Source organism: Bradyrhizobium sp. Ken01, assembly GCF_055807355.1.
In genome coordinates, this window is the sequence record NZ_JBVVPC010000007.1 from 50,657 (window position 1) to 74,652 (window position 23,996).

A 23,996-nucleotide genomic window follows, 5' to 3' on the forward strand; every position below is an offset into this window, starting at 1 on the left:
CTGACGATGTCCAGCGTCGCCGCCATGGTCGCGGTGTCGTTGGCCGTCTCGGCGCCGGTGCGCGCCGCCGACGACGCCGCGATCCAGAAGTGGATCGCGGAATTCCAACCCTCGACGCTGTCGAAGGAAGACCAAAAGAAGGAGCTGGAGTGGTTCGCCAAGGCCGCCGAGCCCTTCAAGGGCATGGAGATCAACGTGGTCTCCGAAACCATCACGACCCATGAATACGAGTCGCAGACGCTGGCCAAGGCGTTCTCCGAGCTCACCGGCATCAAGCTCAAGCACGACATCATCCAGGAAGGTGACGTCGTCGAGAAGCTGCAGACCCAGATGCAATCCGGCAAGAACGTGTACGACGGCTGGATCAACGATTCCGACCTGATCGGCACGCACTTCCGCTACGGCCAGACCATCGCGCTGTCGGACTACATGACCGGCGAGGGCAAGGACGTCACCGACCCCATGCTCGACGTCAACGACTTCATCGGCAAGTCGTTCGGCACGGCGCCGGACGGCAAGCTCTATCAGCTGCCCGACCAGCAGTTCGCGAACCTCTACTGGTTCCGCTACGACTGGTTCACCAACCCCGACTACAAGGCCAAGTTCAAAGCCAAGTACGGCTACGAGCTCGGCGTGCCCGTGAACTGGTCGGCCTATGAAGACATCGCCGAGTTCTTCACCAACGACATCAAGGAGATCAACGGCGTCAAGGTCTACGGCCATATGGACTATGGCAAGAAGGACCCGTCGCTCGGCTGGCGTTTCACCGACGCCTGGCTGTCGATGGCCGGTAACGGCGACAAGGGCATTCCGAACGGTCTGCCGGTGGACGAATGGGGCATCCGCATGGAAGGTTGCCGTCCGGTCGGCTCCTCGGTCGAACGTGGCGGCGACACCAACGGCCCGGCCGCGGTCTACTCGATCACCAAGTACCTGGAGTGGATGAAGAAGTATGCTCCGCCGCAGGCTCAGGGCATGACCTTCTCCGAGTCGGGTCCGGTGCCGGCGCAGGGCAACATCGCCCAGCAGATGTTCTGGTACACCGCCTTCACCGCCGACATGGTGAAGCCGGGCATCGCGGTGATGAACGCGGACGGTACGCCGAAGTGGCGTATGGCTCCGTCGCCGCACGGTTCGTACTGGAAGGAAGGCATGAAGCTCGGCTACCAGGACGCCGGCTCCGTGACGCTGCTGAAGTCGACCCCGGCGGATCGCCGCAAGGCGGCCTGGCTCTATCTTCAGTTCATCGTCTCCAAGACGGTGTCGCTGAAGAAGAGCCATGTCGGCCTCACGTTCATTCGGGAATCCGACATCTGGGACAAGTCGTTCACGGAGCGTGCGCCGAAGCTCGGCGGCCTGATCGAGTTCTACCGCTCGCCCGCGCGCGTGCAGTGGACCCCGACCGGCAACAACGTGCCCGACTATCCGAAGCTGGCGCAGCTGTGGTGGCAGAACATCGGCGATGCGTCGTCCGGTGCGAAGACGCCGCAAGCCGCGATGGACTCGCTCGCCGCTGCTCAGGACTCCGTGATGGAGCGCCTGGAGAAGTCCGGCGTGCAGGGGGCCTGCGGTCCGAAGCTGCACAAGAAGGAGACGGCCGAGTACTGGTTCGCCAAGGCCCAGAAGGACGGAACGATTGCTCCCCAGCGCAAGCTCGCCAACGAGAAGCCGAAGGGCGAAACGGTCGACTACGACACCCTGATCAAGTCGTGGCCGGCCCAGCCCCCGAAGCGCGCTTCGCTGCAGTAAGGCACGTCTCATAACGACGAAAGGCCGGGAGCAATCCCGGCCTTTTTCTTGTTTTGCGTGACGTCGTACTCTCTCGATTATCCTCCGCTGTCATCGTCCGCGAAGGCGGACGATCCAGTATTCCAGAGGCGGTCGTGGCTTGAATCGAGAAGCCGCGGCGTACTGGATGCCCGCCTTCGCGGGCATGACAGCTGTGCCCGCCTTACTCCGCCGGCTCAGCCGCCAGCGTCGGATAGTCGGTGTATCCCTTCGCGCCGCCGCCGTAGAACGTGTTCTTGTCCCAATCGTTCAGCGTCGCGCCCTGCTTCAGCCGCTCGACCAGATCGGGGTTGGAGATGAAAGGCTTGCCGAAGGCGATGAGATCGGCCGCGTTCGCGTCCAGCACCTTGGTGGCGAGGTCGAAATCATAGCCGTTGTTGGCGATGTAGGCGCCGGGGAAGCGCTTGCGCAGGCCCGCATAGTCGAACGGCGCGATGTCGCGCGGACCGCCGGTCGCGCCTTCGACGACATGAAGATAGACCAGCTTCAGCGCGGCGAGCCCGTCGACGATATGGTCGTAAAGGGCTTGCGGGTTCGAATCCGAGATGTCGTTGGCCGGCGTCACCGGCGAGATGCGGATGCCGGTGCGGTCGGCGCCGGCCTCCGCCACGACGGCCCTGGAGACTTCCAGCATCAGCCGCGCCCGGTTCTCGACGGAGCCGCCATAGGCGTCGGTACGCTTGTTGGTGCCGTCCTTGGCGAACTGCTCGAGCAGATAGCCGTTGGCGCCATGGATCTCGACGCCGTCGAAGCCGGCTTCGAGCGCATTCTTCGTGGCGCGCTTGAAATCGTCGATAATCCCTGGAATTTCGGAGAGCTCGAGCGCACGGGGCTCGGAAACATCGGCGAAGCCGCCGTTGACGAAGGTCTTGCCCTTGGCGCGGATCGCGCTCGGCGCCACCGGGGCTGCGCCATTGGCTTGAAGGTCGACATGCGAGATGCGACCGACATGCCAGAGCTGGATGAAGATCTTGCCGCCGCGCTGATGCACCTGATCGGTGACCTTGCGCCAGCCGGCAACCTGCTCCTTGGAGTAGATGCCGGGGGTGTCCTGGTAGCCTTGGCCCTGCTGCGAGACCTGGCTCGCTTCGGTGATCAGAAGGCCCGCGGAAGCACGCTGGCCGTAATAGTCCGCCGCGAGCGGGCTCGGTACGAAGGTGCCGGGAACGGCGCGGTTGCGCGTCAGCGGCGCCATCACCAAGCGGTTGGCCAGCGTGATCGGGCCGAGCTTGTAGGTCTCAAACGATTTGGTCGAACGGCTCATGAGAATGCTTCCAGGCGATGAGTGGTCCGGAACATTTGTGCATCGCGGCAATCAACGCAAGGGAGGAGCCATACAGAAACTGCAGGCGAGATGCGCATTGGAGCCGCGCAGCATAAATCATGTGCAATTTCGGCCGCGGCAGCAGATTCGATCTCCCGCCGCGGCCGCCTGAATAATCGCGTTTTAGTTCGCGCCGAGGAAATCGCGCTTGCCAATCTCGACGCCGGCGTGGCGCAGAAGGCCGTGGGCAGTCGCGGCGTGGAAATAGAAGTTCGGCAGCGAGAACGCGCTCAGGAATTGCTGGCCCTTCATGGTGATGGACTTGTCGGGACCGGCCGGGAAGGTGACGTCCCTGGTGTCGGCGCCCTCGAACTGCGCCGGCTTGAACGATTTCACATAGTCGATGGTCTTCGCCAGGCGCTGCTTCAACTCCGCAAAGCTGGTCTCGGTGTCCGGTGTGGAGGGCACTTCGCTATGGGTCAGCCGGGCGCAGCCTTTGGCTGCGAAATCGCTGACCAGCTGGATCTGCTTCGACAGCGGCAGCATGTCCGGAAACAGGCGGGACCCCAGCAGGACGCTCGGGTCGACCTTCTTGGCCGCACAATGCGCCTCGGCTTTCGTGAGCAGGCCGGTCAGGCTGTTCAGCATCTGCAAATAGGCAGGAACGACGGCGTCGTGGAAAGACATGTGATGCTCGCTCTGTGGTGGGAAATCTCAGGAGAAACCTGAGCCACTCACATGGGAACCTCATGGAAAAATACAATCGCAAAAGCCGCTTGTGCAGTGCGAAAATTCTACCGGGGCTGTGGCGCTATCGGCGTCATACCCTCGGTGTCATCGCCCGGCTTGACCGGGCGATCCAGTAATCCGAGGCAGCTGGAATTGAATCGATAGGCCGCGGCGTACTGGATGCCCCGCTTTCGCGGGGCATGACAACGATCCTGGTGCTTAGCGGATCGTCGCCGCAGGCTGCGCCTGCGCCGTACCACCGCGCATCCGGGCCAAAAGCTCGGCGGTGGGCCAGGAATCGGCGGGCAGACCGTATTTGATCTGCATCGCCTTGACGGCGGCGCGGCTCTGCTGGCCCAGCACGCCGTCGACCTTACCGACATTGAAGCCGGCCTGGACCAGAAGCTGCTGCAATTGCTTGAGCTCGTTGAACGGCAGCTGCGCGACCGGTGTGGACGGCTTTCGCATCGGAGCCGCGCCCGCGATGCGGGTGGCGAGATAACCAGCGGTGGTCGAATAGATCAGCGAGTTATTCCACTCGGTGTAGGCGGCGAAATTCGGGTACGCCATGAAGGCCGGGCCGAAGCGTCCCATCGGCAGCAGCACGGAGGCCGCGAGGTTGTCGTTCGGCAGCGGCCGGCCGTCGGGATAGGTCACGCCGAGCTGAGCCCATTTCGAGCGCGGCTCTCGCACCGTGAGGTCGGTCTGATCCCACGGCAGGTTCTGCGGCACCTTGATCTCCTCCAGCCAGGGCTCACCGCGCCGCCACTTCAGCCCGTTGGCGATGTAGTTCGCCGTCGAGCCGATCACGTCGTCCTCGCTGCGGAGGAGATCGCGTCGTCCGTCGCCGTCATAGTCGACGGCATAGTTGACGTAATGCACCGGCAGGAACTGGGTCTGTCCGAGCTCGCCGGCCCAGGAGCCGACCATCTCGTCGGGATGCAAATCGCCGCGGTCGATGATCTTCAGCGCGGCGATGGTCTCGTTCACGAACATCTCCGAGCGGCGGCAATCATAGGCCAGCGACACCAGCGATTTCAGCGTCGGCAGATTGCCCATGTTGACGCCGAAATCGCTCTCCAGTCCCCAGAACGCGGCGATCACCGCGGGCGGCACGCCGTATTCCTTTTCCGCGCGCGCGAACGCGGCCGCATGTTGCTTGATGTGCTGCTGGCCGTTCTGCATGCGATAGGGCGCGGCCATGCGGCCGGCAAATTCGGTGAAGAGCTGGCCGAACACGCGCTGGCCGCGGTCGCGATTGACGATGCCCTGGTCGTAGACGAGGTAAGGCGAGGCCGCCGCGATCGTCCGCTGCGACACGCCGGCGGCAACGGCCTGCTGTTTCACGTCGGCCAGGAAGCGATCGAAGTTCGCTCCGTTGTGACACGACGCCGCGCGCGGGGAGGGCGCGCTGGCCCTGGGGGCCGCCGGCTTTGCGGGTGGCGGAGCGAACTGGGCAGAAGCGGGAAGGGCGAGCGTGAGCAGGGCGGCGGCCGCGATCGCAAATCGGGTCTGGAGCATGAGGTTTCCGCAAGGGGAGGAGACGCTTGGATTCTTGGCCAAGCTTAATGGAACGATTGACTTCAAACCAGTGCCGCGGCTCCGCGACGCACCCGGAAACCTTGCGGGCGGGCCGGGGTCATCCCTACCTCATGCTTGCCGGCCCGCAATCCCTCAAGCGGCCACGGCCGGCCTCGGGAGACGGCCATGAACTATCTTCGTACCGCAATGCTGCTTGCAGGCCTCACCGCCCTGTTCATGGGCGTCGGCTATCTGATCGGCGGTGCCGGCGGCGCCATGATTGCGCTCGTTATTGCCGCGGCGACCAATCTCTTCACCTACTGGAACTCCGACCGGATGGTGCTGTCCATGTATGGCGCCCATGAGGTCGACCGCAGCAGCGCGCCGGAGCTGGTCGGGCTCGTCGCCGAGCTTGCGGGCCGCGCCGGCTTGCCGATGCCGCGTGTGTTCCTGATGGACGAGCCGCAGCCCAACGCATTTGCCACCGGGCGCAATCCCGAAAATGCCGCGGTTGCGGTCACCACCGGGCTGATGCGCCAGCTCAGCCGCGAGGAGCTCGCCGGCGTGATCGCGCACGAGCTTGCCCATATCAAGCACCACGATACGCTGCTGATGACTGTGACCGCGACCATTGCGGGTGCGATCTCGATGCTGGCGCAGTTCGGCATGTTCTTCGGAGGCAACCGCGACAACAACGGTCCGGGCATCGTCGGTTCGATCCTGATGATGATCCTTGCCCCGATCGGCGCCATGCTGGTGCAGATGGCCATCAGTCGTACGCGTGAATACGCCGCGGACAATCTCGGCGCACGCATCGCCGGTCAGCCGATGTGGCTGGCATCGGCGCTGGTGAAGATCGAAGGTGCTGCGCATCAGGTCCCGAATGTCGAGGCGGAGCGAAATCCTGCCACTGCGCACATGTTCATCATCAATCCGCTGTCGGGCCACGGCGTAGACAATCTGTTCGCCACCCATCCTTCGACGCAGAATCGCATCGCGGCGCTTCAGCAGCTCGCAGCCGAGCTCGGTGCGCAGGCGTCTCCGTCGGTCGGCGCGAATGAGAACTATCCGCCCCGGAGCCCGTGGGGCCGCTCTTCTTCACGCGGGCCTTGGGGCTGACGCGGACGCGGCCCGAATTTGCTCGCTTTGTGACCTGTCGCACACAGAACGGTCCCGGCCGGTGTTAACACCCTGCCGTGACAGTTCCTGCGAAAGGGGATGCGTGGCCGGCCCTCTGCCTGCCACCGTCGAAGATGACCAAAGCTGCAGTACCATTGTTGATCGCCCTCGGCGTGCTGATCGGCCTGTCCACGCACACCGTCGTCAATTGCGGGGACGAGGACGAGCCCGACATCTGCTCGGCGGTGATCGGCTTCTCGCCGCTGCGCGGCTCGCTGATCGCTTTCGCCTATGAGGGGCGCGGACGGATCGCGCTGCGCCACGGCGACTGGCAGCGGGCGATCGCGGATTTCGACGAGGCCATCCACCTCAATCCCAACCGCGCCTCGCTCTATCGCGATCGGGCGCTGGCGCGCCGGCAGAACGGCGATCTCGAACTTGCGATCGAGGATTACGACGAGGCGATCGCGCACGATCCCAGGCACGCCGCGCCCTATCACCAGCGCGGTCTCGCGCTCGCGGCCGCCGGCGATCTCGATCGCGCGATCCTGAGCTACAACACCGCGATCCGCCTCGACCCCTCGGATGCGCAGCCTCGGCTCGACCGCGGCCTCGCTTTCCTGGCCCGTGGCCAGGCGAATGAAGCGCGCGCCGATTTCGAGGCCGCGCTGGCGCTGCCCGCCGGCAAGGATGCCCACACCCGCGATGCAGCGCGCGCAAAACTCGCCGAACTCGCGAGCGCCGAGCCGACCCGGCTCGCCGCGCCAGGAAGATAGAGATATCTAGAGCTGCGTGCGCCGCTGTAACCCTCTCCCCTTGTGGGAGAGGGTGGCTCGCCGCGAAGCGGCGAGACGGGTGAGGGGTATCTCTCCGCGCGTGAGCCTGCTGCAGTTGAATTCGCGGAAACAACCCCTCATCCGGCGGTTCGCGCCACCTTCTCCCACAAGGGGAGAAGGAAGAAGGTGAGCGCCTACTTCGCCTTCTTGGCTTTGGCTTTCTTGGCCTTCTTCACCGGCTTGTCCTTGGGCGCCTTCTTCTCCGCCTTCACCGCGACCGGCGTGCTGGCGGCGATTCGCATCGACCGCGCGTAGCTGTCGGCGACGTTGTCGGCGGACATCTGCAGGCGCTTGGCGGCCGCAATGGCCTGCTCCATGGTGGCCTTGGCCATCATCTTGAAGCGGTCGCCGGTCTCCTTGCCCTTGGCCTTGGCCGCAAGGCCGTTGAATCGATCCCGCCGCTCCTTGGCGCGGGACATCAGGCCCGTATGCAGCTGTCTGGCCAGTTGCCGGATCACGACATCCAGGTCGGCGTCCGCCATGTTGTTCTATCCTCTTCGAAAACAATATCGATGCGGGCGGGACTATGCAGATCAGGCCCCACCTTGGCAATTCCCGGCCACGCGTCATCCGCAGCTTCCGGTGAGCAAAACAAAAGAGCCGCGCTGCGCGCGCGGCTCTCGGGCTTGGTTTGGCGCTTTCTGTCTTACTTCAGCGAGGCGACCGGGCCGCTCGAGGCTGCCGGATCGGGGTCGAAGCCGAACACGCCGACCAGATATTTGTAATAGTCCGGCAACTTCTCCTTGAGCGCCTCGCGCGACTTCGGGTCGTGGAATTCGCTCTTCCCGGCCAAGAAGATGCTGGCGGTCACCGCGAAGAACTCCATGTGATTCTTCAGCGCATAGGATTCCTTGGGCAGGAGATCCTTGGACTTGGCGTAGGCGTAATAGCCGATCACGCCCTTGTTGGCGTAGCCGTCCGGCAACAGCCGCGCGTGGTAAGCGTGCAGCAGCTCGTGCAGCAGCACGGCTTCCTTTTCGTACCGCATCATGTCCGGCCGCAGCATGATCACGCCGAGGCCGGAATCGACCGCGAGGTCGACGGCGTTCGGATTGCTCCAGCGCTGCTTGTTGGGGTCCCAGACCGTCAGCGTGCGGGGAGCGGTGCGCTGGATGTCAGGCGTGACCCGGCCGTAGCAGGCGGTCGCGGCGCCTTCGTCGAGGCAGGCGAGCTCGCTGGCGATGATCGGGACCGTGCGGAAGAAGCGCAGCACGCGCGGCGAGAGGCCGGCAGCCTCGACCACGTCGATCTGGCTCTTCACATTCTCGGTGAGCTTGTCGACATCCTTGCGGTCGGAATTCTCCGACAGGTCGAACATGTAGCCGCGGTAGCTCTGGAAGCCCGGCGGTAACGCCTGCGCTGCGCCGGCGGACGCATCAAGCGGTCCGGCATGGGACGAATTGGCAAAGAGCGCGCCGACAATGGTCGCGGTCAGCAGCAACGCAATGCGCATGATGAACCCCCTGATGTCACTTCACGCGGCAGAATAAGCCGCCGTTGTTTGCGAAAAGTGAGTGGGGCGAGACTAAGGCAGCGATGTTGAGGCGTGCTTAATCGATCGTTGCGGATCGCGGAACTGAATTAGCGCCGGGTTAACCAAGCGTGGATTGCCCGCGCGCTTCGGCGTAGCATGCGGTCCGGGCACCAAGCCCTCAAACCAGATAGCCGGAAGGGAGGATGCCATGTATGCCGCCATCCGTCAGGCCAAGGCGAAAAGCGGGAGCGCCGAAGAGTTGGCGCGCCGTATCAAGGAAGGCGCCGTTCCGATCATCAGCGACGTCGACGGCTTCCGCGCCTATTACGTCGTCTATGCCGGCGACGACACGGTCACGGCGATTTCGATCTTCGACAAGTTCGAGCAGGCGGAGGAGGCGAACAGGCGTGCGATCGCCTGGATCGAGAAGGATCTGGGCGCGCTGCTTGCAGGCGACGCCCGCGCCGCCGCGGGGCCGGTGATCGTGCATACGCTGGCGTAGGGATTGGGCGGATTGCTGCTTCCCCGATGTCGTCCTGGCGAAAGCCAGGACCCATTACCCCAGCGAGTCGTTGTGGCACGAGATCGTAGTTACGAATCTTCGCCAAACTCGCTTCCGGGGTAATGGGTCCTGGATCTGCGCTTCGCTTGTCCAGGACGACAGCGGAGTGAATGGCGTGCGCTTGCCACTCAGCGCGCAGCCGTCCCCTCACAACTCCCGCGCATTCGAGAATGCAAAGCTCGACACCCGCCGCGTCGTCTCGTCCAGGATCAGCGTGCGCGTGATCGGCGGCTCGGCGCGCTGGGCGCAGTTTTCCCGTTCGCAGAGACGGCAGTTGACGCCGATCGGCGTGCCCTCCGTTTTCTCCAGATCGATGCCGGCGGCGTAGACGAGGCGCGCGGCGTGACGGATCTCGCAGCCGAGGCCGATGGCGAAGCGCGGCTGCGGCAGCGGGTGCGGCGCGACGGGGCGGCGCACCATCTGCGCGATCGAGAAATAGCGCGTGCCGTCGGACAGCTCGATCACCTGCTTCAGCAGGCGATCAGGCGTATCGAAGGTCGAGTGCACGTTCCACAACGGACATGTGCCGCCGAATTTCGAGAACGGGAACGTGCCCGATGAAAATCGCTTCGAGACGTTGCCGGCATTGTCGACACGAAGCAGGAAGAACGGGATGCCGCGCGCATTCGGCCGCTGCAGGGTGGTGAGCCGATGGCAGACCTGCTCGAAGCCGGAATTGAAGCGCTGCGCCAGCAGATGGATGTCGTAGTTCAATGCTTCCGCCGCAGCCAGGAAAGCCGGGTAGGGCATCATCACGGCGGCCGCAAAGTAGTTGCCGAGCGTGATGCGGAACAGGCGGCGCGGTGTATCGTCCAGCGGGCCGGCGCGGGCGATGATGGTCTCCAGGGCTTGCGCGCATTCCACCAGGCCGAGCTGAAAGGCGAGTTGGAACGCGCGGCCGGGCGGATCGACCAGCTCGGAGATCAGGAGCTGGCGGCGGTGGCGGTCGAACCGCCTCAGCGTCTCCCGCATCACGTCCACCGGCATGATGCGGGTCTGGATCGAATGCTTCTCACGCAGCCGCGCCGCGAGCGCCGCATAAAGCTCTTCGGCCGGCACGTTCAGCTCGTCGCGCAGAGTCTCCGCGGCCTGCTCGAGTTCCGGAAAGTAGTTGCGGTTGGCCTCGATCAGCTCGCGGACGCGCTCGACCGGATTGGCCTCATAGCGGGTGCCGACGTCGCGGTCGGCCATTTGTGCCGCGGCCAGCGTCTCGCCCTGCCGGGCCTCGGTATAGGCGGCATAGAGCCGTTGCAGCGCATGGGTGACGCCGGGGCAGAGCTCGGCGAGATCGCGCAGTTCCTGCTTGGGAACGTCGATCTGGCGGAACAGCGGGTCGGAGAAGATCTCGTTGAGCTCGGCGAAGAAACGGTCCTCGTCGGCGGTCGCGAGGTCGCGCAGGTCGAGGTCGTAGGTTTCGGCCAGCCGCAGCAGGATCTGGGCGGTCACCGGACGCTGGTTGCGCTCGATCAGATTGACATAGCTCGGCGAGATCCCGAGCCCCTCGGCGATCTGGGTCTGCGACAGCCCCAATTGTTGCCGGATCCGCCGGAAGCGCGGGCCGACGAAGAGCTTCTTGCTGGAACCGGCGGGCATTCTCAGGTCTCCGGAGGCGGTATCAAGGGCAGGCTTGCTGACCAATTTGATTTACAAGATTTACAAAGTGACATCTATTACAAGTACCGATGTTACATGACATCACCATTCAAATACAAGCCCACTATACGAGCTGAGCTTTCTCGCGTTTAGCTTCTGACACGCATCTCGCAATGCATTGTCAAGAATGTCGATGGCTGGTGGCCATCGTTGGCGAAAAGGATCAGGCACATGAACTACCAACCCCGCGGCATCAGCACCCTCCAGGCCCCCGCCTCGTATCAGAGTGAAGTCGAGGCGGCCCGCTCGCTACTGGAGACCCAGCCGACCTGGAACGGGGTGTCGGCCGAGGCCGTCGCCCGCATGCGCCTGCAGAATCGCTTCAAGACCGGCCTCGACGTCGCCCGCTACACCGCGGCGCTGATGCGGGCGGACATGGCCGCCTATGACGGGGATCCCACCAAATACACGCAGTCGCTGGGCTGCTGGCACGGCTTCATCGCCCAGCAGAAGCTGATCTCGGTCAAGAAGCACTTTGGGAAGACCGATCGCACCTATTTGTACCTGTCCGGCTGGATGATTGCGGCGCTGCGCTCCGAGTTCGGCCCGCTGCCCGACCAGTCGATGCACGAGAAGACCTCGGTCCCGGCGCTGATCGAAGAGCTCTACACTTTCCTCCGTCAGGCCGACTCGCGCGAGCTGAACGATATCTTCCGCAACCTCGATAAGGCCCGCAAGGAAGGCGACAAGACCCGAGAGAAGGAGTTGACCGAGAAGATCGACAACTTCCAGACCCATGTCGTCCCCGTCATCGCCGACATCGACGCCGGCTTCGGCAATGCGGAGGCGACCTATCTGCTCGCCAAGAAGATGATCGAGGCGGGTGCCTGCGCGCTCCAGATCGAGAACCAGGTCTCGGACGAGAAGCAGTGCGGCCACCAGGACGGCAAGGTCACCGTGCCGCACGAGGTGTTCCTGGCCAAGATCCGGGCCTGCCGCCACGCCTTCCTCGAACTCGGCGTCGAAGACGGCATCGTCGTGACCCGCACCGACTCGCTCGGTGCCGGCCTGACCCAGCAGATCGCGGTCAGCCACAAGCCCGGCGACCTCGGCGACCAGTACAACAGCTTCCTGGATTGCGAGGAAGTGACGGCGGAGAACGCCCGCAACGGCGACGTCATCATCAACCGCAACGGCAAGATGATGCGTCCGAAGCGGCTGCCCTCCAACCTCTATCAGTTCCGCCCGGGCACCGGCGAAGACCGCTGCGTGCTCGACAGCATCACCTCGCTGCAAAACGGTGCGGACCTGCTCTGGATCGAGACCGAGAAGCCGCATATCGAGCAGATCGCCAAGATGGTCGACCGGATTCGCAAAGTGGTTCCGAACGCGAAGCTCGCCTACAATAATTCGCCCTCATTCAACTGGACGCTCAACTTCCGCTGGCAGGTCTACGACGCGATGAAGGAAGCGGGCCAGGACGTCAGCAGGTACAATCGTGCCGAGCTGATGAAGGTGGAATACGACGATACGCCGCTGGCGAAGGAAGCCGACGAGCGCATCCGTACCTTCCAGGCGGATTCGGCCAAGCGTGCCGGCATCTTCCACCACCTGATCACGTTGCCGACCTACCACACGGCGGCGCTCTCGACCGACAATCTGGCGAAGGAATATTTCGGCGACCAGGGCATGCTCGGCTATGTCAAGAACGTCCAGCGCGCCGAGATCCGTCAGGGTATCGCCTGCGCCAAGCATCAGAACATGGCCGGCTCCGACATCGGCGACGACCACAAGGAATACTTCGCCGGCGAGGCTGCCCTGAAGGCGGGCGGCGCCCACAACACGATGAACCAGTTCGGCTAACGCATCACGCTAATCGACAGGAGACTGACAATGACCAACAGCAATTTCTGGGTGATCGGTGGCGAGTTCGGTTCGATGAACTTCCACAAGCTGGTGGAAGGCTCGGCCCAGGTGCAGGGTCCGTTCAAGACCCGCAAGGAGGCCGAGGACGCCTGGCGTTCGGTCTCGGAAGAGAACCGCCACAAGGCCGGCGTCCGCTTCTCGATCGTGGAAGAGCCGTCGCGGGTCTCGGCGTGACAATCTGAACTAACATGACAATCTGAATAAGAAGACGTCCAAGGACGGAGGGTCCCATCCGGCGCAAGCCGGGTGGGACCGTCTGTTTTTGGCACAGGTGAAAGATTTGTGGGCGCCGTAAGTCACTGGAATTGTAGGCCCTTTGCGGACACTTTGGTTGCTGATAGGTTAATCCCGCCAAGTGAGGACGAGGCCGCCAATGTCAGAGCCCGAGACCAGCGGGATCCATCCCAGCCAGCCGCGCCCGGTGCGGCTGCGCGATGCGCTGTTGCGGGCGCGGATCGAGGCCGCCGACCGGACCGGCGTCGTCGTCGATTTGCGCGATGCCGAGGTGGCGCGGCTCGAGATCCTCAACGATTCGCTCGATCCCCTGTTCGCGCAGGTGCCGGACAAGATCGACCTGTTCGACCGCGGCATCAGCCAGGGCGATACGCCCAGGCTCTGGATCGACGTCGTCGCGCACATCTTGATGGGGCGCGACAAGCGGATGTACCGCTTCGTGCAGGACACCCGCTTCGGCCGCATCGTGCTCGCCGAATCGCACGACACCGCTGTCATCGTCGAGGCCGTGACCGACTACGTCGCGCGCCGCATGATCGAGCGCGAGCATGCGATGGTGGTCCCGCCCGAGCCGAAGCCCGAGGTGGCGCAGCCACCGCGCCGCTCGCGCGTCTGGCCATTTGTGTTCGGATTTGTGCTCGGCGCCGCCGCGCTGTTCGGGGTTGCCGTGCTCGCGGCCCTACGGAGCTGGTGAACTTTCCTCCACCGTCATTCCGGGGCGCGCGAAGCGCGAGCCCGGAATCCATTCATCAGCACGTATTGCGGCCCGATGGATTCCGGGTTCATGCTTCGCATGCCCCGGAATGACAGTGGTCTAAATCAACTTCACATGCTTGATCTGTCCGATCTGAAATCCGACCCCCACGCTCCGCACCGTCTGCTCGCAACGCCAGCCGGTGTTATCCTTCTCGATCGTGAACAGATTGTAGGCCGCAGCCGGGGTGTGCCCGTGCGCGAGCGCGGAGGCCGACGGCACGCCGATCGAGGGGATGTTGCCGTTGGGGCCTTCGAACCACATCGTCGAATGAATGTGGTCGTGCCCGTGCAGGATCAGCTCGACGCCGTGGCGTTGCAAAAGCGTCAGCAGTCCGGCGGAGTCAGTCATCCGCTTGTGGCGCGCGCCGGACTTCAGCGGATGATGCACCAGCAGCACGCGAAACACGTCCTCGGCTGCGAGCCGCTCGAGCACCTGTTCGAGGGACGCGAGCTGATCCCGTCCAAGCGTGCCTGTCGCCATCAACGGCAAAGTGGGCACCGCCGTGGACAGGCTGATCAGCGCGAGCGGCCCGCGCCGGCGCAGGCTCGGAAAGCCGATACGGCCGTCGTCCCCCGCAAGATAGGGCGCGAAGGTTTCGCCGAAGCGATGAAAGGTGGCGCGGACATAGGCGTCGTGATTGCCGGGAATGGCGGTGACGCGGTCGGGCGGACCGACGCCGTCGAGCCAGGCGCGCGCCGGCGCGAACTCCGCCTCCAGCGCCAGATTGACGAGATCGCCGGTGACCGCGATGTGGTCGGGACCTTGCGCCTTCACGTCGGCGACGAGTGCGTCGAGCACCTCGCGGCGCTGGTACTTGTGACGGTTGCGCGTCCAGTTGACATAGCCGAACGCGCGCTTGCCGGCGAGCTCGATCAACCGCGGCTTCGGCAGCGGCGGCAGATGCGGGTCGGACAGATGGGCGAGCGTGAAGGGGGCCATTGGGGGCGATTGCCTCGCTATTCGCCCGATGTAATGGCAAGGTCGCAGGCCAGGTGCAAGCGGGGCATCAAGGGAGCCCGATGGGAGAACGTCTGAACAGCGTCCGGCGCAGATTCGAGCCGCTGCTGCGGCGAATCTTCCACGCCTATTTCCTGCTGGTCCGCGGCATGACGCTCGGCGTCCGCGCCGTGGTGCTGGATGCCGACACCAGAGTGTTCCTGGTCCGGCACAGCTACGTCACAGGCTGGTACCTGCCCGGCGGCGGCGTCGATCTCGGCGAGACCATGGAGCAGGCGTTGCGGCGCGAGCTCAAGGAGGAGGGGGATATCGATCTCACCGGCGACGCCGTGCTGCACGGCGTCTTCCTCAACAGCCACGTCTCCCGCCGCGACCATGTCGCGGTCTACGTCATCAGGCAGTTCAGGCAGGATCGCCTGCCCGCGCCCAACCGCGAGATCGCCGAGTGCGGGTTCTTCGCGGTTACCGCGCTGCCCGAGGGGACCACGCCCGGCACGCGGCTGCGGATCGCGGAAGTCCTTCACGACAGGCCGCGGATTGCGACGTGGCGATGATGGCGGCCTGTGCTAGTAAATCGCCGCGCTTGCGGTGTCGGCGCATGGACGAGGGATGAAGATTGTCTGAATCGACGAGGTCATGGCCATTTCGGGTCGCCGTGCTGGTGCCCTGCTACAATGAGGAAGCCGCCGTCGCGACGGTCGTCGCCGATTTCCGCAAGGCACTGCCTGCGGCCGAGGTCTACGTCTACGACAACAACTCGACCGATCGTACCGCGGCGGTCGCGCGCGAGGCCGGAGCGATCGTGCGCAGCGAACGGCGCCAGGGCAAAGGTCACGTCGTGCGCCGCATGTTCGCGGACATCGAGGCCGACATCTACGTGCTCGTCGATGGCGATGCGACCTACGACGCGCCGAGCGCCTCGCGCATGATCGACCAGCTCCTCGATGAGCATCTGGATATGGTTGTCGGTCTGCGTGTCGATCAATCGCAAGCGGCCTACCGGCGCGGTCATCGCATCGGCAATCGGCTCTTCACCGGCTTCCTGGCATCGACCTTCGGCCACGCCTTCAAGGACATCCTGTCCGGTTACCGCGTGTTCTCGCGCCGCTTCGTCAAATCCTTCCCGGTCCTGTCCGGCGGTTTCGAGATCGAAACCGAGTTTGCGGTCTATGCGCTGGAATTGTCGCTGCCGGTCGTCGAGGTCGAGACGCCCTATTACGCGCGTCCGGAAGGCTCCTTCTCCAAGCTCAATACTTGGCAGGACGGGTTGCGCATCTTCAACACGATGCTGAAGCTTAACCGGTCGGAGCGTCCGCTGCGCTTCTTTTCGGCGATCGGCATCGTCTTCGCGCTGCTGTCGATCGCTTTCGGGCTGCCCGTCGTGATCACCTTCCTCGAGACCGGCCTCGTACCGCGCCTGCCGACTGCCGTGCTCTCCATGGGCCTGATGATCATGGCGCTGCTTTCGGCTTCGTCGGGGCTCGTGCTCGACACCGTGACGCGCGGGCGGCGGGAAATGAAGATGCTCGCCTACCTGTCCCAACCGCCGCTCGGCCGGACCTGAAATTGCCTCCGGAGCCGGGCGCAATCGTATGGACCGCTGCCCTCCAAGGTGATATCCCGCCGACGCGATGAACGATCTCTCCCTCACCATCCGGTCGGAAGCCGCCGGCGATGCTCAGGCCATCGAGCGGCTGCACGAACGCACCTTCGGACCCGGCCGGTTCGTGCTCAGCGCGTACCGCATCCGCGAGCATGTGGATCATGTGCTCGATCTCTCCTTCACCGCCCGCGTCGGTACGTTGCTGATCGGATCCGTCCGACAATTGCCGATCTGCGTCGGCGACACGCCGGCACTGCTGCTGGGACCCCTGACGGTCGAGCCTCCGTTCCGCAGCCGCGGCGTCGGCCGGCTGTTGCTCGAGCGCGCGCTGAAGGATGCCAAGGCGCAGGGCCATCGCCTGGTGCTGCTGGTCGGCGATGAGCCCTATTACAGCCGCGTCGGCTTCAAGCAGGTCGCCAAGGGACGCGTCACCATGCCGGGCCCGGTCGATTACAGCCGGCTCCTCGTCATTGAACTCGTCGAAGGCGCGTTCGAAGGTGTGTCGGGGCCGGTCGGTCCCGACTGGAGCAAGACGCGCACCTGACGCGCCATCGCTTCGAAGCTCACATGAAGGTAGGGCAGTGCCGGTCGATCAGCAATACTACCGGGAAGTGGCGTCCGGGAGCACGGCGGAAAAGCTGCTGATCGCGGCGCGCGACCGCATCTTCCAGGATTTCATCGCCCGGATGCAGCCGTCCGCGGCGGACGAGATCCTGGATGTCGGCGTGTCCGACGTGATCAACGACGGCGCCAACGTGCTGGAACGAAGCTACCCGCATCAGCACAAGATCACGGCCTGCGGGCTCGGCGAAGGAATAGGATTCAAGGCGGCTTTTCCGCGTTGCCGTTACGTGCAGATCGAACCGAATACGCGGCTGCCGTTTGATGACAATGCGTTCGACCTCGCGACGTCCAATGCCGTGCTCGAACATGCCGGCAGCCACGGAAACCAGGTGCTCCTGGTCGAGGAGCTTTGCCGCGTCGCGCGGCGGGTGTTCATCACTGTGCCCAACAGGTTCTTTCCGGTCGAGCACCACACGGCCATTCCGCTGGCGCATTATCTCGACGGCACCTTCAGGATCGCCTGCAGGGTCGCCGGCAAGTCGGAATGGACCGACGAGCAGAACCTGATCCTGATGACGCGAAAACGACTGCTGGGGCTCGCCGCCAAGTCCTGCACCCCCAAGTCCGCGGCCGTGGGCTACACCGGTTTGTCGCTCGGCCCGCTATCGTCCAATCTCTATCTCGCATTCCGCTAAAGCAGCGCCGTCTCCCCGCAGCATGATCCCGATGAATAAAATCAACACCAGCAAAGCCGTCTTCGCCGTGTTGTTTCTCGCGGTGCTGGTCGGCCATTTCTGGACCATGATGCGATGGAGCGAGGCGCGCGGCGTCTATGACGACATCTGCTACCTCAGGCAGGCGCATCTGTTCCAGAGGTTCGGGCTGGTGGAGGGCTTCGACACCAGCCTCAGCCGCGACGACGATGGCTACCAGAAAGCAAAGCTGAAGGAGATCGGCTACCCCGACTGGAACGATACGACCGCTGCGCCCTGTCACAATCTGATGCCGGCCACGGGGAAGGTCGTCATTCAATACCCGCCGGGTGTCGGCCTCGTGTTGGCGTTGTTTCCGCCGGGTCACCAGGTCGTGCCCATGTACATGCTGGCGACCATTGTCGTCCTCGGCCTTGCGCTGTTTGCGCTTTCTCTCGCGCGCAGCATGAGGTCGGTCCTGATGGCCGGGGCGTTCGGCTGTCTTGCGATCTACCTGATGGTCAATCCGGTCAAGGCGAGCTATTCGATGGCCCCGACCGTCGTCGTGTGCGCGCTCGCAGGATGTCTCACGGCGCGATGGCTGGCGACCCCGCGATCTCAACCGGGGATCTGGCTGCTGGCGCCCATCGGTTTCCTGCTCGGATTGACCGTCGATTTCCGGTTGGCCAATCTCTTCCTGGCGTCCGGCTATGGCGTGTTTCTCCTCGTCGCGTTCCTTGCGGAGCGGAAATTGTCCCGGTTCTTGCAGGGGGCCGTGTTCGGCGTCGCGTTGCTGGCCGGCGTGATCCCGACCATCGTCTTTCACGTCGTCAACGCCGGCAGTCCGTTCGCATCGACCTACGGCAACAACCCCGATGTCAGGCCGCTGGATTTTTCGTTCGCAGTGGTCCGGGACTATCTCGCCGATCCGCTCCAGACCTTGCTGATCGTCATCGGAGTTGCAGGCTCGATCTGGCTGTTGCGGCAGGCGAACGGCATTCGCCGCGTCGCGCTGCTCACGTTGGCCAATCTGGTGCTCAACCTCGCCTTCTTCTTCACCTATCCGATCGCGACCCCATACTACACGATCCCGATTTCTCTCCTGACATTGTGGACCCTGCTGTTTGCCGTGCTGTTTCAGGAGGCGGCGGAGGACGCCCCTGAAGCAGCCGCTTTGGCCAAAGCGTGACGAAGTCGGCTCGCTATCGCGCTTTCAGAACTTGAAGTTCGCGAACGCCCGCACGCCGATGCCGGGCATCAACACCTCGTCCTTGGTGTAGGACACCGAGTTGCGGATGTTTTCGTTCAACAGATTGTTGCCGACGAGGCCGAGCAGCATCTCGCGCGCGCCGAATGCATTCGGGTTGAGCTTGGTCTTATAGCTGACCTCGGCCTTCAGCAAATTGTAGCCTGCCGTCGGCGTCTCCGCGATCACCGCGACGTCATTGTGAGCGAAGGCGTGCAACAGATTGACGCGCATCAACCAGTTGTCGTCGCGCCAGAACACGCCGCCGCCCAGTCTCACCGGCGGAATGCGCGGCACGTTGGTGCCGTCGGTGAAGGTGGCGCGGACCACGTCGAACTGGTTCTCGATGCCCCAGATGCCGCCCTGCAACGCACCGACGTCGAGCTGCGACTGGAATTCGCCGCCGCGGAAGTTCGCGTCCCGCTGCGAATAGACCGCCTGGTTCACCTCGGCGCCGCGCGTGCCGCACGAGGCAAAATCTTCGTCGCACATCACGCCGGTGAGACGGCGATAGATGAAGTTGCTGAAGTGCGTGTAGTAGACGGTCGCCTCGAACCGGAACGGTCCCGTCGCCTTGCGCAGGCCGACCTCGACGGATTTTGCGGTCTCGATGCCGAGGTTGGGATTGCCGATGTCGAAGGTCGCGGTCGCATCATGTGCGCCGCGCGAGAACAGCTCCGCCGCCTTCGGCGCGCGCTCGACATATTGCGCGGTGATGCTGCCGACCAGGCCGCCCGGCAGGTCCTGCAACAGGCCAACGCTGCCGCTCTTCGGCGTGAAGGACGGATTGCGGCCGATACCCGCCTGCGGCGTGCCGTCGGGCAGGAAGTCCGCGGGAAAATCCGGCGTCGTGCCGTGCAGCTCGACATGCTCGATGCGCCCGGCGATCTGCGCCCGCGTCGCGTCCGTGAACTTGAACTCGTTGAAGGCGTAACCGGCAACGCGCGTGCTGTTGTTGGGGTCCCACAGGCCGTTGAACAGCGTGCCCGGATTGTCCGGGCTCGGCGCGCTCAATTCCTGATGGCCGACTTGGAAGCCCAGCGCCGTCGTCACCTCGGCGAAGCGCGCGTTGAACGGCATCAGCTGCACCTCGGTGCGGATCTCCTGCTCCTTGTTGGTGAAGGTCTGCCGCACGCCGTCGCTGGTGGGATCGGCGGGATCGGCAAGCCCGATCTCGTTGTGCCGATAGTCGGTCGCACCGGCCCAGAAGCGAACGACATCGATCGCGGTAGCGTCGGGATGGTACTCGCCCTTGACGTTGATCTTGGTCTGATGGCCGTCGATCCGCGTGTTGTGGTCGGCGCCGTCGATGCCGGGGATGTGGTAGAGCGCGTTGTTCTGGGTAATCGCCGCACCGATATAGCCGCCCTGGAAGAAGTAGGAGCCGCCGATCGAGGCGCCGTCCGAGCGCGTCGCCGAGTTGGGCTGGCGTCCGTTGGCGACGGACCGGGTCTGGTCGGTGAGGTACGGGTAGCTCGGGATGCTATAGTCGGTGGTGTTGCGGCCGTAGACGTCGGCATGGAAGGCAAAATTGCCGCCGCCGGTGTCGAGCAGCACGCCGCTCTCGATGCCACGGTCGACCGAACTGAACGCGCTGCGCGTCTCGGCGCTGACGCAAGGCGAAGTCGCGGCGCTCGCGAGCGGCGCCTTGGCCGGCAGGCCGAAGCTCTGGAACGGCTGGGCACCGCAGTTCGGCAGCGCATCCGGAATCCGGTTGTTGGTGGCGCTGACGACGCCGCCGATCGAGGTCGAGCCGTAGCGCAGCGCGGCGGGTCCGCGCACCACCTCGACCTGGTTGGTCGCGAGCGGATCGATCGGGACGAAGTGATCCTCGCCGAGGTCGGAGGCGCCGCCGGAATTGGTGCCGTTCTCGACGATGCCGACGCGGTTGACGTCGAGCCCCCGGATGATTGGCCGGCTGGAGGCGCCGGGCGCGAAGCTCGAGCCGGTGATGCCGGGTTTCGAGAACAGGAGGTCGCCGAGCTGGCCGCCGCCCTCGCGGCGGATCTCCTCGTTCGGCACCACCGTGACCGTCGCGAACTGGTTGGTCACGATGGGCAGCACGCCCTGCTGAGGTGCGGCGGCGGTAGCCGCTGCCGCCGGCGTGGCTTCCGCCGCGGGCTGGCGGCTGCGCGATCGTCCGGTGTGGGCGACGCGGACCGGGCTGCGGGTCGGCACCACGGCTCTACGCACGATCGGGCTTGGCGCCGTCACGGTGACGGCAGGGATTTCCGTCGACGACTTATCCTGCGAAGGCTGTTGTACCGGTTCTTGGGCGAGCGCGGATGTGGCGGCGGCGCCGACCAGGAGCAGGCTTGCTCCGGCGAGATGCTGCACGCGTCGCAATTCAAATGACATGGTCTTGATTCCAGTCAGGCGCCGTCCGCATGATGGTCTGCTGATCGGCGGCGGCCTGCCGTCGCTGCACGACGGAATTCGACTTCAACTGCTCCCGGGTACGCGCCTGAAAGCGGCGAGCCCGGGCGTGATCAAGCGTTGTTGGAAGTCAGGACGCGGGAGGGGCGCGGGGCTGGAATGCCGTGCCGGCCGATTTCAGATGGACGAATTCGGCGTCGGTGGTGCGGTAGAGCAGGTCGATCGCCTGCGGCAGCAGCAACACAGGCGGCGCCGCGAACAAGACGGTGCCGGCCATCGCGACCAATGCGCAGATCGCGCAATTGTCCTCGCCCGGGTGCTCCCGGTCGGGAGCCAAAGGCGATGGCTGCTCGACCGCGGCGCGGTCGATCGAAGCGAGAGCTTGGGCGCTGTCGGTCTGCTGCAGCGAGGGCTGGGTGAGGGGAGCGGCTTGGGCAAACCAATGGCTGTGGCCGAACGTCAGCGCAAACTGCACCAGCATCGCGAAGATCGCGAGCCGGGCGCCGTGCCTGATATTCGACCGGAACCACTTCATCTGGAAACGCCACCCCACATCGCGAGGTATCATCCCCTGATCCCGCGATGTTATAATGTAACATCGCGCGATCCGTCAGCGAATGTCAACCGCAGCCACAATGATCCGTTCGGGCGATTGCCGGATGTGTCGTTCGCGCAACAGAGCGATCAGCGCCCCTCGCGGATCCACGTCGCAGCAAACGCGCCAAGCAGCAGCAGCAACCCGATCAGGCCGGCAAAGATCGGCAGCACGCCGACGCCCTTCACGACGCTGGCGTCGCGCATCCGCACGCCCATCCAGCCGTCACCGTGGAAGACGCTCGCCGAGCGGACCGGCAGGATGCGCGGCAGCTCGACGCTGGCGCCGTCGACCACCCGCACGGCGTCACCGCCGGTCGCCTGGGTCAGCGGCTTCAACGTCTCGGTGGTGGAGGTGACTTCCGAAAACTCCTTCGGATTGGTCGGACCGACATTGATCAGCGCCTTCAGCGTGCCGTCGGTAGCCTGCCACAGGCCGAGCTCGCTCGCCGGCAGGCTGGCGCGCCATTCGCCGGGATCGCCGGCCGCAAGCGTCAGGTCGCGCGACACGCCCGACGGCGAGGTCACGCTCACCGGCTGAACGCTGTCCGCCATGGTTTGGCGCACCACCACGAGATTCTTGCCCTGCACCTGCAGGCGCAACGCTTCCTCATCCAGATCAGGTTGTTTCATCAGCCAGTGCGACATCCGCCGCAAGAGGTCGAGATGCGGGCCGCCGCCTTCATAGCCGCGCGCCCACAGCCAGATGTGGTCGGAGAGCAGCAGCGCCACGCGGCCCTCGCCGAAACGCGACAGGAACAGCAGCGGCTTGCCGTCGACGCCCGTCATGACGGGCGGGTTGACCGCATTGCGGGTATCGACGGTGCGGAAGAACCGGCTCCAGCGCGGCGGCTCGGAGGCCGAACCCTCGAGGCCACGCGTGACGGGATGGCGTTTGCCGACGTCGGACAAATGCGCGTAGAACGGCTTTTCCGTCACCCCGACCGGTTCGGCCGGCAGCACGGAATCCAGCGGCGTGCGCCAGATGCTGGTGTTGGAGGCGTAATCAGGGCCGGCCGAGACCAGCACTGCGCCGCCTGAGCGAACGTAGCGCGCGATGTTGTCGAAATAGGCGATCGGCAGCACGCCCTGGCGGGCATAGCGGTCGAAGATGATCAGCTGGAATTCGTTGATCTTCTGCTGGAACAGCTCGCGGGTCGGAAATGCGATCAGCGACAATTCGTTGATCGGCGTGCCGTCCTGCTTCTCCGGCGGCCGCAGAATGGTGAAGTGGACGAGATCGACGCTGGCATCGGACTTGAGCAGGTTGCGCCAGGTGCGCTCGCCGGAATGCGGCTCGCCCGAGACCAGCAGCACGCGCAGCTTGTCGCGCACACCGTCGATGGCGACGACGGCACGGTTGTTCACCGGCGTCAGTTCCCGCTCGAGCGGCGAGGCCTCGATCTCGACGATGTTCGGCCCGGAATGCTTGATGTCGACATCGACGCTTGCGCTCTGGCCGCTTCCCAGCGTGCGCTCGTTGATGACCTCGCCGTCCCTGCGGACCGTGACCTTGGCGCGCTCGCCGCTGACGCCCTGGTCATCGAGGCGGTAGGTGATGGTCTGGGGCTGCCCGACGATGCCGAAGCGCGGCGCCGCGATGACCGCGATACGGCGGTCGCGCTCGTCTTTTTGCCCGGTGATCAGCGCGTGCACCGGCGCCTGGAAGCCGAGCCCGGTGGCGTTGGCCGGAATGTCGTGAACGCGGCCGTCGGTGATCAGGAAGGCGCCGGCGACGCGGTCGACAGGCACGTCCGACAAGGCCGAGGCCAGCGCGCCGAAAAGTTTGGTGCCGTCGGTCTCCCCGTCGGCCTGTCCGGCATCGACGACACGGACTTCGAGCCCCTTGATCTTCTTCAGGCTGTCGACCAGCGCTTCCTGCGCCTGAGCGGCCTCGCGATTGCGATTGCCGAAATTCTGGCTCGGGCTCTTGTCGACGACGATTGCGGTGACCGAGGTGAGGGGATCGCGGTCCTCGCGGGTGAAGGAGGGATTGGCGAGCGCCAGCAGGAACAGCGCCAACGCGGCCACGCGCACGGCAGCGCCGCGCGCACGCGCCAGCAGCAGCACGAGCGCAATGACGACGATCGCGGCCAGCGCGAGCCACAGGACGATCGTGGGAACCAGCGGCGTGAATGCGATGCCGTAATTCATATAGATC

22 protein-coding genes are annotated in these 23,996 nt (G+C 64.6%); 12 read left to right on the forward strand and 10 right to left on the reverse strand.

What is annotated here, in order from left to right; genetic code table 11:
- Positions 1-6: 6 nt before the first annotated feature.
- Positions 7-1,749, forward strand: coding sequence for an ABC transporter substrate-binding protein (locus tag AC0L3S_RS09825; RefSeq protein WP_473278997.1), 1,743 nt, complete (start codon positions 7-9; stop codon positions 1,747-1,749).
- Between the two features lie 202 nt (positions 1,750-1,951).
- On the opposite strand, the gene AC0L3S_RS09830 is transcribed toward AC0L3S_RS09825, so the two are convergent.
- The 3 genes from AC0L3S_RS09830 to AC0L3S_RS09840 all read right to left on the reverse strand — a co-directional run bounded on the left by AC0L3S_RS09830 (position 1,952) and on the right by AC0L3S_RS09840 (position 5,302).
- Entirely contained in the window at positions 1,952-3,052 is a 1,101-nt protein-coding gene (locus AC0L3S_RS09830; RefSeq protein WP_473278919.1) for an alkene reductase, read from the reverse strand.
- 183 nt (positions 3,053-3,235) lie between these two features.
- Entirely contained in the window at positions 3,236-3,739 is a 504-nt protein-coding gene (locus AC0L3S_RS09835) for a DUF1993 domain-containing protein (RefSeq protein WP_473262807.1), read from the reverse strand.
- A gap of 261 nt (positions 3,740-4,000) precedes the next feature.
- Complete coding sequence (locus AC0L3S_RS09840; RefSeq protein ID WP_473278920.1) at positions 4,001-5,302, reverse strand: lytic murein transglycosylase; 1,302 nt, start codon at positions 5,300-5,302, stop codon at positions 4,001-4,003.
- 186 nt (positions 5,303-5,488) lie between these two features.
- Between AC0L3S_RS09840 and htpX the strand changes: the two genes are divergently transcribed.
- Both htpX and AC0L3S_RS09850 read left to right on the forward strand, forming a co-directional pair.
- Entirely contained in the window at positions 5,489-6,421 is a 933-nt protein-coding gene (htpX, locus tag AC0L3S_RS09845) for a zinc metalloprotease HtpX (protein ID WP_354057314.1), read from the forward strand.
- Between the two features lie 134 nt (positions 6,422-6,555).
- Positions 6,556-7,197, forward strand: coding sequence for a tetratricopeptide repeat protein (locus AC0L3S_RS09850; protein WP_473262809.1), 642 nt, complete (start codon positions 6,556-6,558; stop codon positions 7,195-7,197).
- A 194-nt stretch (positions 7,198-7,391) separates the two neighbouring features.
- Here AC0L3S_RS09850 and AC0L3S_RS09855 read toward each other — a convergent pair whose 3' ends face one another.
- The gene (locus AC0L3S_RS09855; RefSeq protein ID WP_473278921.1) at positions 7,392-7,739 is read right to left on the reverse strand and encodes a hypothetical protein; all 348 of its coding nucleotides are present in this window, start codon (positions 7,737-7,739) and stop codon (positions 7,392-7,394) included.
- A 164-nt stretch (positions 7,740-7,903) separates the two neighbouring features.
- A complete protein-coding gene (locus tag AC0L3S_RS09860; RefSeq protein ID WP_473262811.1) occupies positions 7,904-8,710 on the reverse strand; it encodes a hypothetical protein in 807 nt (268 codons plus the stop codon).
- 229 nt (positions 8,711-8,939) lie between these two features.
- Here AC0L3S_RS09860 and AC0L3S_RS09865 point away from each other — a divergent pair, with 229 nt between their 5' ends.
- On the forward strand, positions 8,940-9,233 hold the full coding sequence (locus tag AC0L3S_RS09865; protein WP_007607017.1) for an antibiotic biosynthesis monooxygenase: 294 nt from the start codon (positions 8,940-8,942) through the stop codon (positions 9,231-9,233).
- Positions 9,234-9,440: 207 nt separating this feature from the next.
- Here AC0L3S_RS09865 and AC0L3S_RS09870 read toward each other — a convergent pair whose 3' ends face one another.
- Positions 9,441-10,886 carry a helix-turn-helix domain-containing protein gene (locus AC0L3S_RS09870; protein WP_473278922.1) on the reverse strand — a complete coding sequence of 482 codons (1,446 nt, stop codon included), beginning with the start codon at positions 10,884-10,886 and terminating at the stop codon, positions 9,441-9,443.
- A 231-nt stretch (positions 10,887-11,117) separates the two neighbouring features.
- On the opposite strand from AC0L3S_RS09870, the gene AC0L3S_RS09875 reads away from it, so the two are divergent.
- The 3 genes from AC0L3S_RS09875 (at position 11,118) to AC0L3S_RS09885 (ending at position 13,740) form a co-directional block, all read left to right on the forward strand.
- Positions 11,118-12,749, forward strand: coding sequence for an isocitrate lyase (locus tag AC0L3S_RS09875; RefSeq protein ID WP_473278923.1), 1,632 nt, complete (start codon positions 11,118-11,120; stop codon positions 12,747-12,749).
- 30 nt (positions 12,750-12,779) lie between these two features.
- Positions 12,780-12,986 carry a DUF4170 domain-containing protein gene (locus AC0L3S_RS09880; RefSeq protein WP_007595122.1) on the forward strand — a complete coding sequence of 69 codons (207 nt, stop codon included), beginning with the start codon at positions 12,780-12,782 and terminating at the stop codon, positions 12,984-12,986.
- Positions 12,987-13,185: 199 nt separating this feature from the next.
- Positions 13,186-13,740, forward strand: a complete 555-nt coding sequence (locus AC0L3S_RS09885) for a hypothetical protein (protein WP_473262814.1) — start codon at positions 13,186-13,188, stop codon at positions 13,738-13,740.
- 120 nt (positions 13,741-13,860) lie between these two features.
- Here AC0L3S_RS09885 and AC0L3S_RS09890 read toward each other — a convergent pair whose 3' ends face one another.
- The gene (locus AC0L3S_RS09890; protein ID WP_473278924.1) at positions 13,861-14,742 is read right to left on the reverse strand and encodes a metallophosphoesterase family protein; all 882 of its coding nucleotides are present in this window, start codon (positions 14,740-14,742) and stop codon (positions 13,861-13,863) included.
- A gap of 80 nt (positions 14,743-14,822) precedes the next feature.
- Between AC0L3S_RS09890 and AC0L3S_RS09895 the strand changes: the two genes are divergently transcribed.
- From AC0L3S_RS09895 to AC0L3S_RS09915, 5 genes are all read left to right on the forward strand, one after another.
- Entirely contained in the window at positions 14,823-15,314 is a 492-nt protein-coding gene (locus AC0L3S_RS09895) for an NUDIX domain-containing protein (RefSeq protein WP_473262816.1), read from the forward strand.
- Between the two features lie 62 nt (positions 15,315-15,376).
- Positions 15,377-16,324: a glycosyltransferase family 2 protein gene (locus AC0L3S_RS09900; RefSeq protein WP_473262817.1), complete on the forward strand. Its 948-nt coding sequence runs from the start codon at positions 15,377-15,379 to the stop codon at positions 16,322-16,324.
- A 67-nt stretch (positions 16,325-16,391) separates the two neighbouring features.
- Positions 16,392-16,907, forward strand: a complete 516-nt coding sequence (locus tag AC0L3S_RS09905; protein ID WP_247291302.1) for a GNAT family N-acetyltransferase — start codon at positions 16,392-16,394, stop codon at positions 16,905-16,907.
- Between the two features lie 37 nt (positions 16,908-16,944).
- Positions 16,945-17,622: a methyltransferase domain-containing protein gene (locus AC0L3S_RS09910; RefSeq protein ID WP_473278925.1), complete on the forward strand. Its 678-nt coding sequence runs from the start codon at positions 16,945-16,947 to the stop codon at positions 17,620-17,622.
- 31 nt (positions 17,623-17,653) lie between these two features.
- Positions 17,654-18,808: a hypothetical protein gene (locus AC0L3S_RS09915; protein WP_473278926.1), complete on the forward strand. Its 1,155-nt coding sequence runs from the start codon at positions 17,654-17,656 to the stop codon at positions 18,806-18,808.
- 24 nt (positions 18,809-18,832) lie between these two features.
- Here AC0L3S_RS09915 and AC0L3S_RS09920 read toward each other — a convergent pair whose 3' ends face one another.
- The 3 genes from AC0L3S_RS09920 to AC0L3S_RS09930 all read right to left on the reverse strand — a co-directional run bounded on the left by AC0L3S_RS09920 (position 18,833) and on the right by AC0L3S_RS09930 (position 23,989).
- Complete coding sequence (locus AC0L3S_RS09920; protein WP_473278927.1) at positions 18,833-21,223, reverse strand: TonB-dependent receptor; 2,391 nt, start codon at positions 21,221-21,223, stop codon at positions 18,833-18,835.
- Positions 21,224-21,371: 148 nt separating this feature from the next.
- A complete protein-coding gene (locus tag AC0L3S_RS09925; RefSeq protein ID WP_473278998.1) occupies positions 21,372-21,776 on the reverse strand; it encodes a DUF2946 family protein in 405 nt (134 codons plus the stop codon).
- A 149-nt stretch (positions 21,777-21,925) separates the two neighbouring features.
- Entirely contained in the window at positions 21,926-23,989 is a 2,064-nt protein-coding gene (locus AC0L3S_RS09930; protein ID WP_473278928.1) for a hypothetical protein, read from the reverse strand.
- Positions 23,990-23,996: the final 7 nt, after the last annotated feature.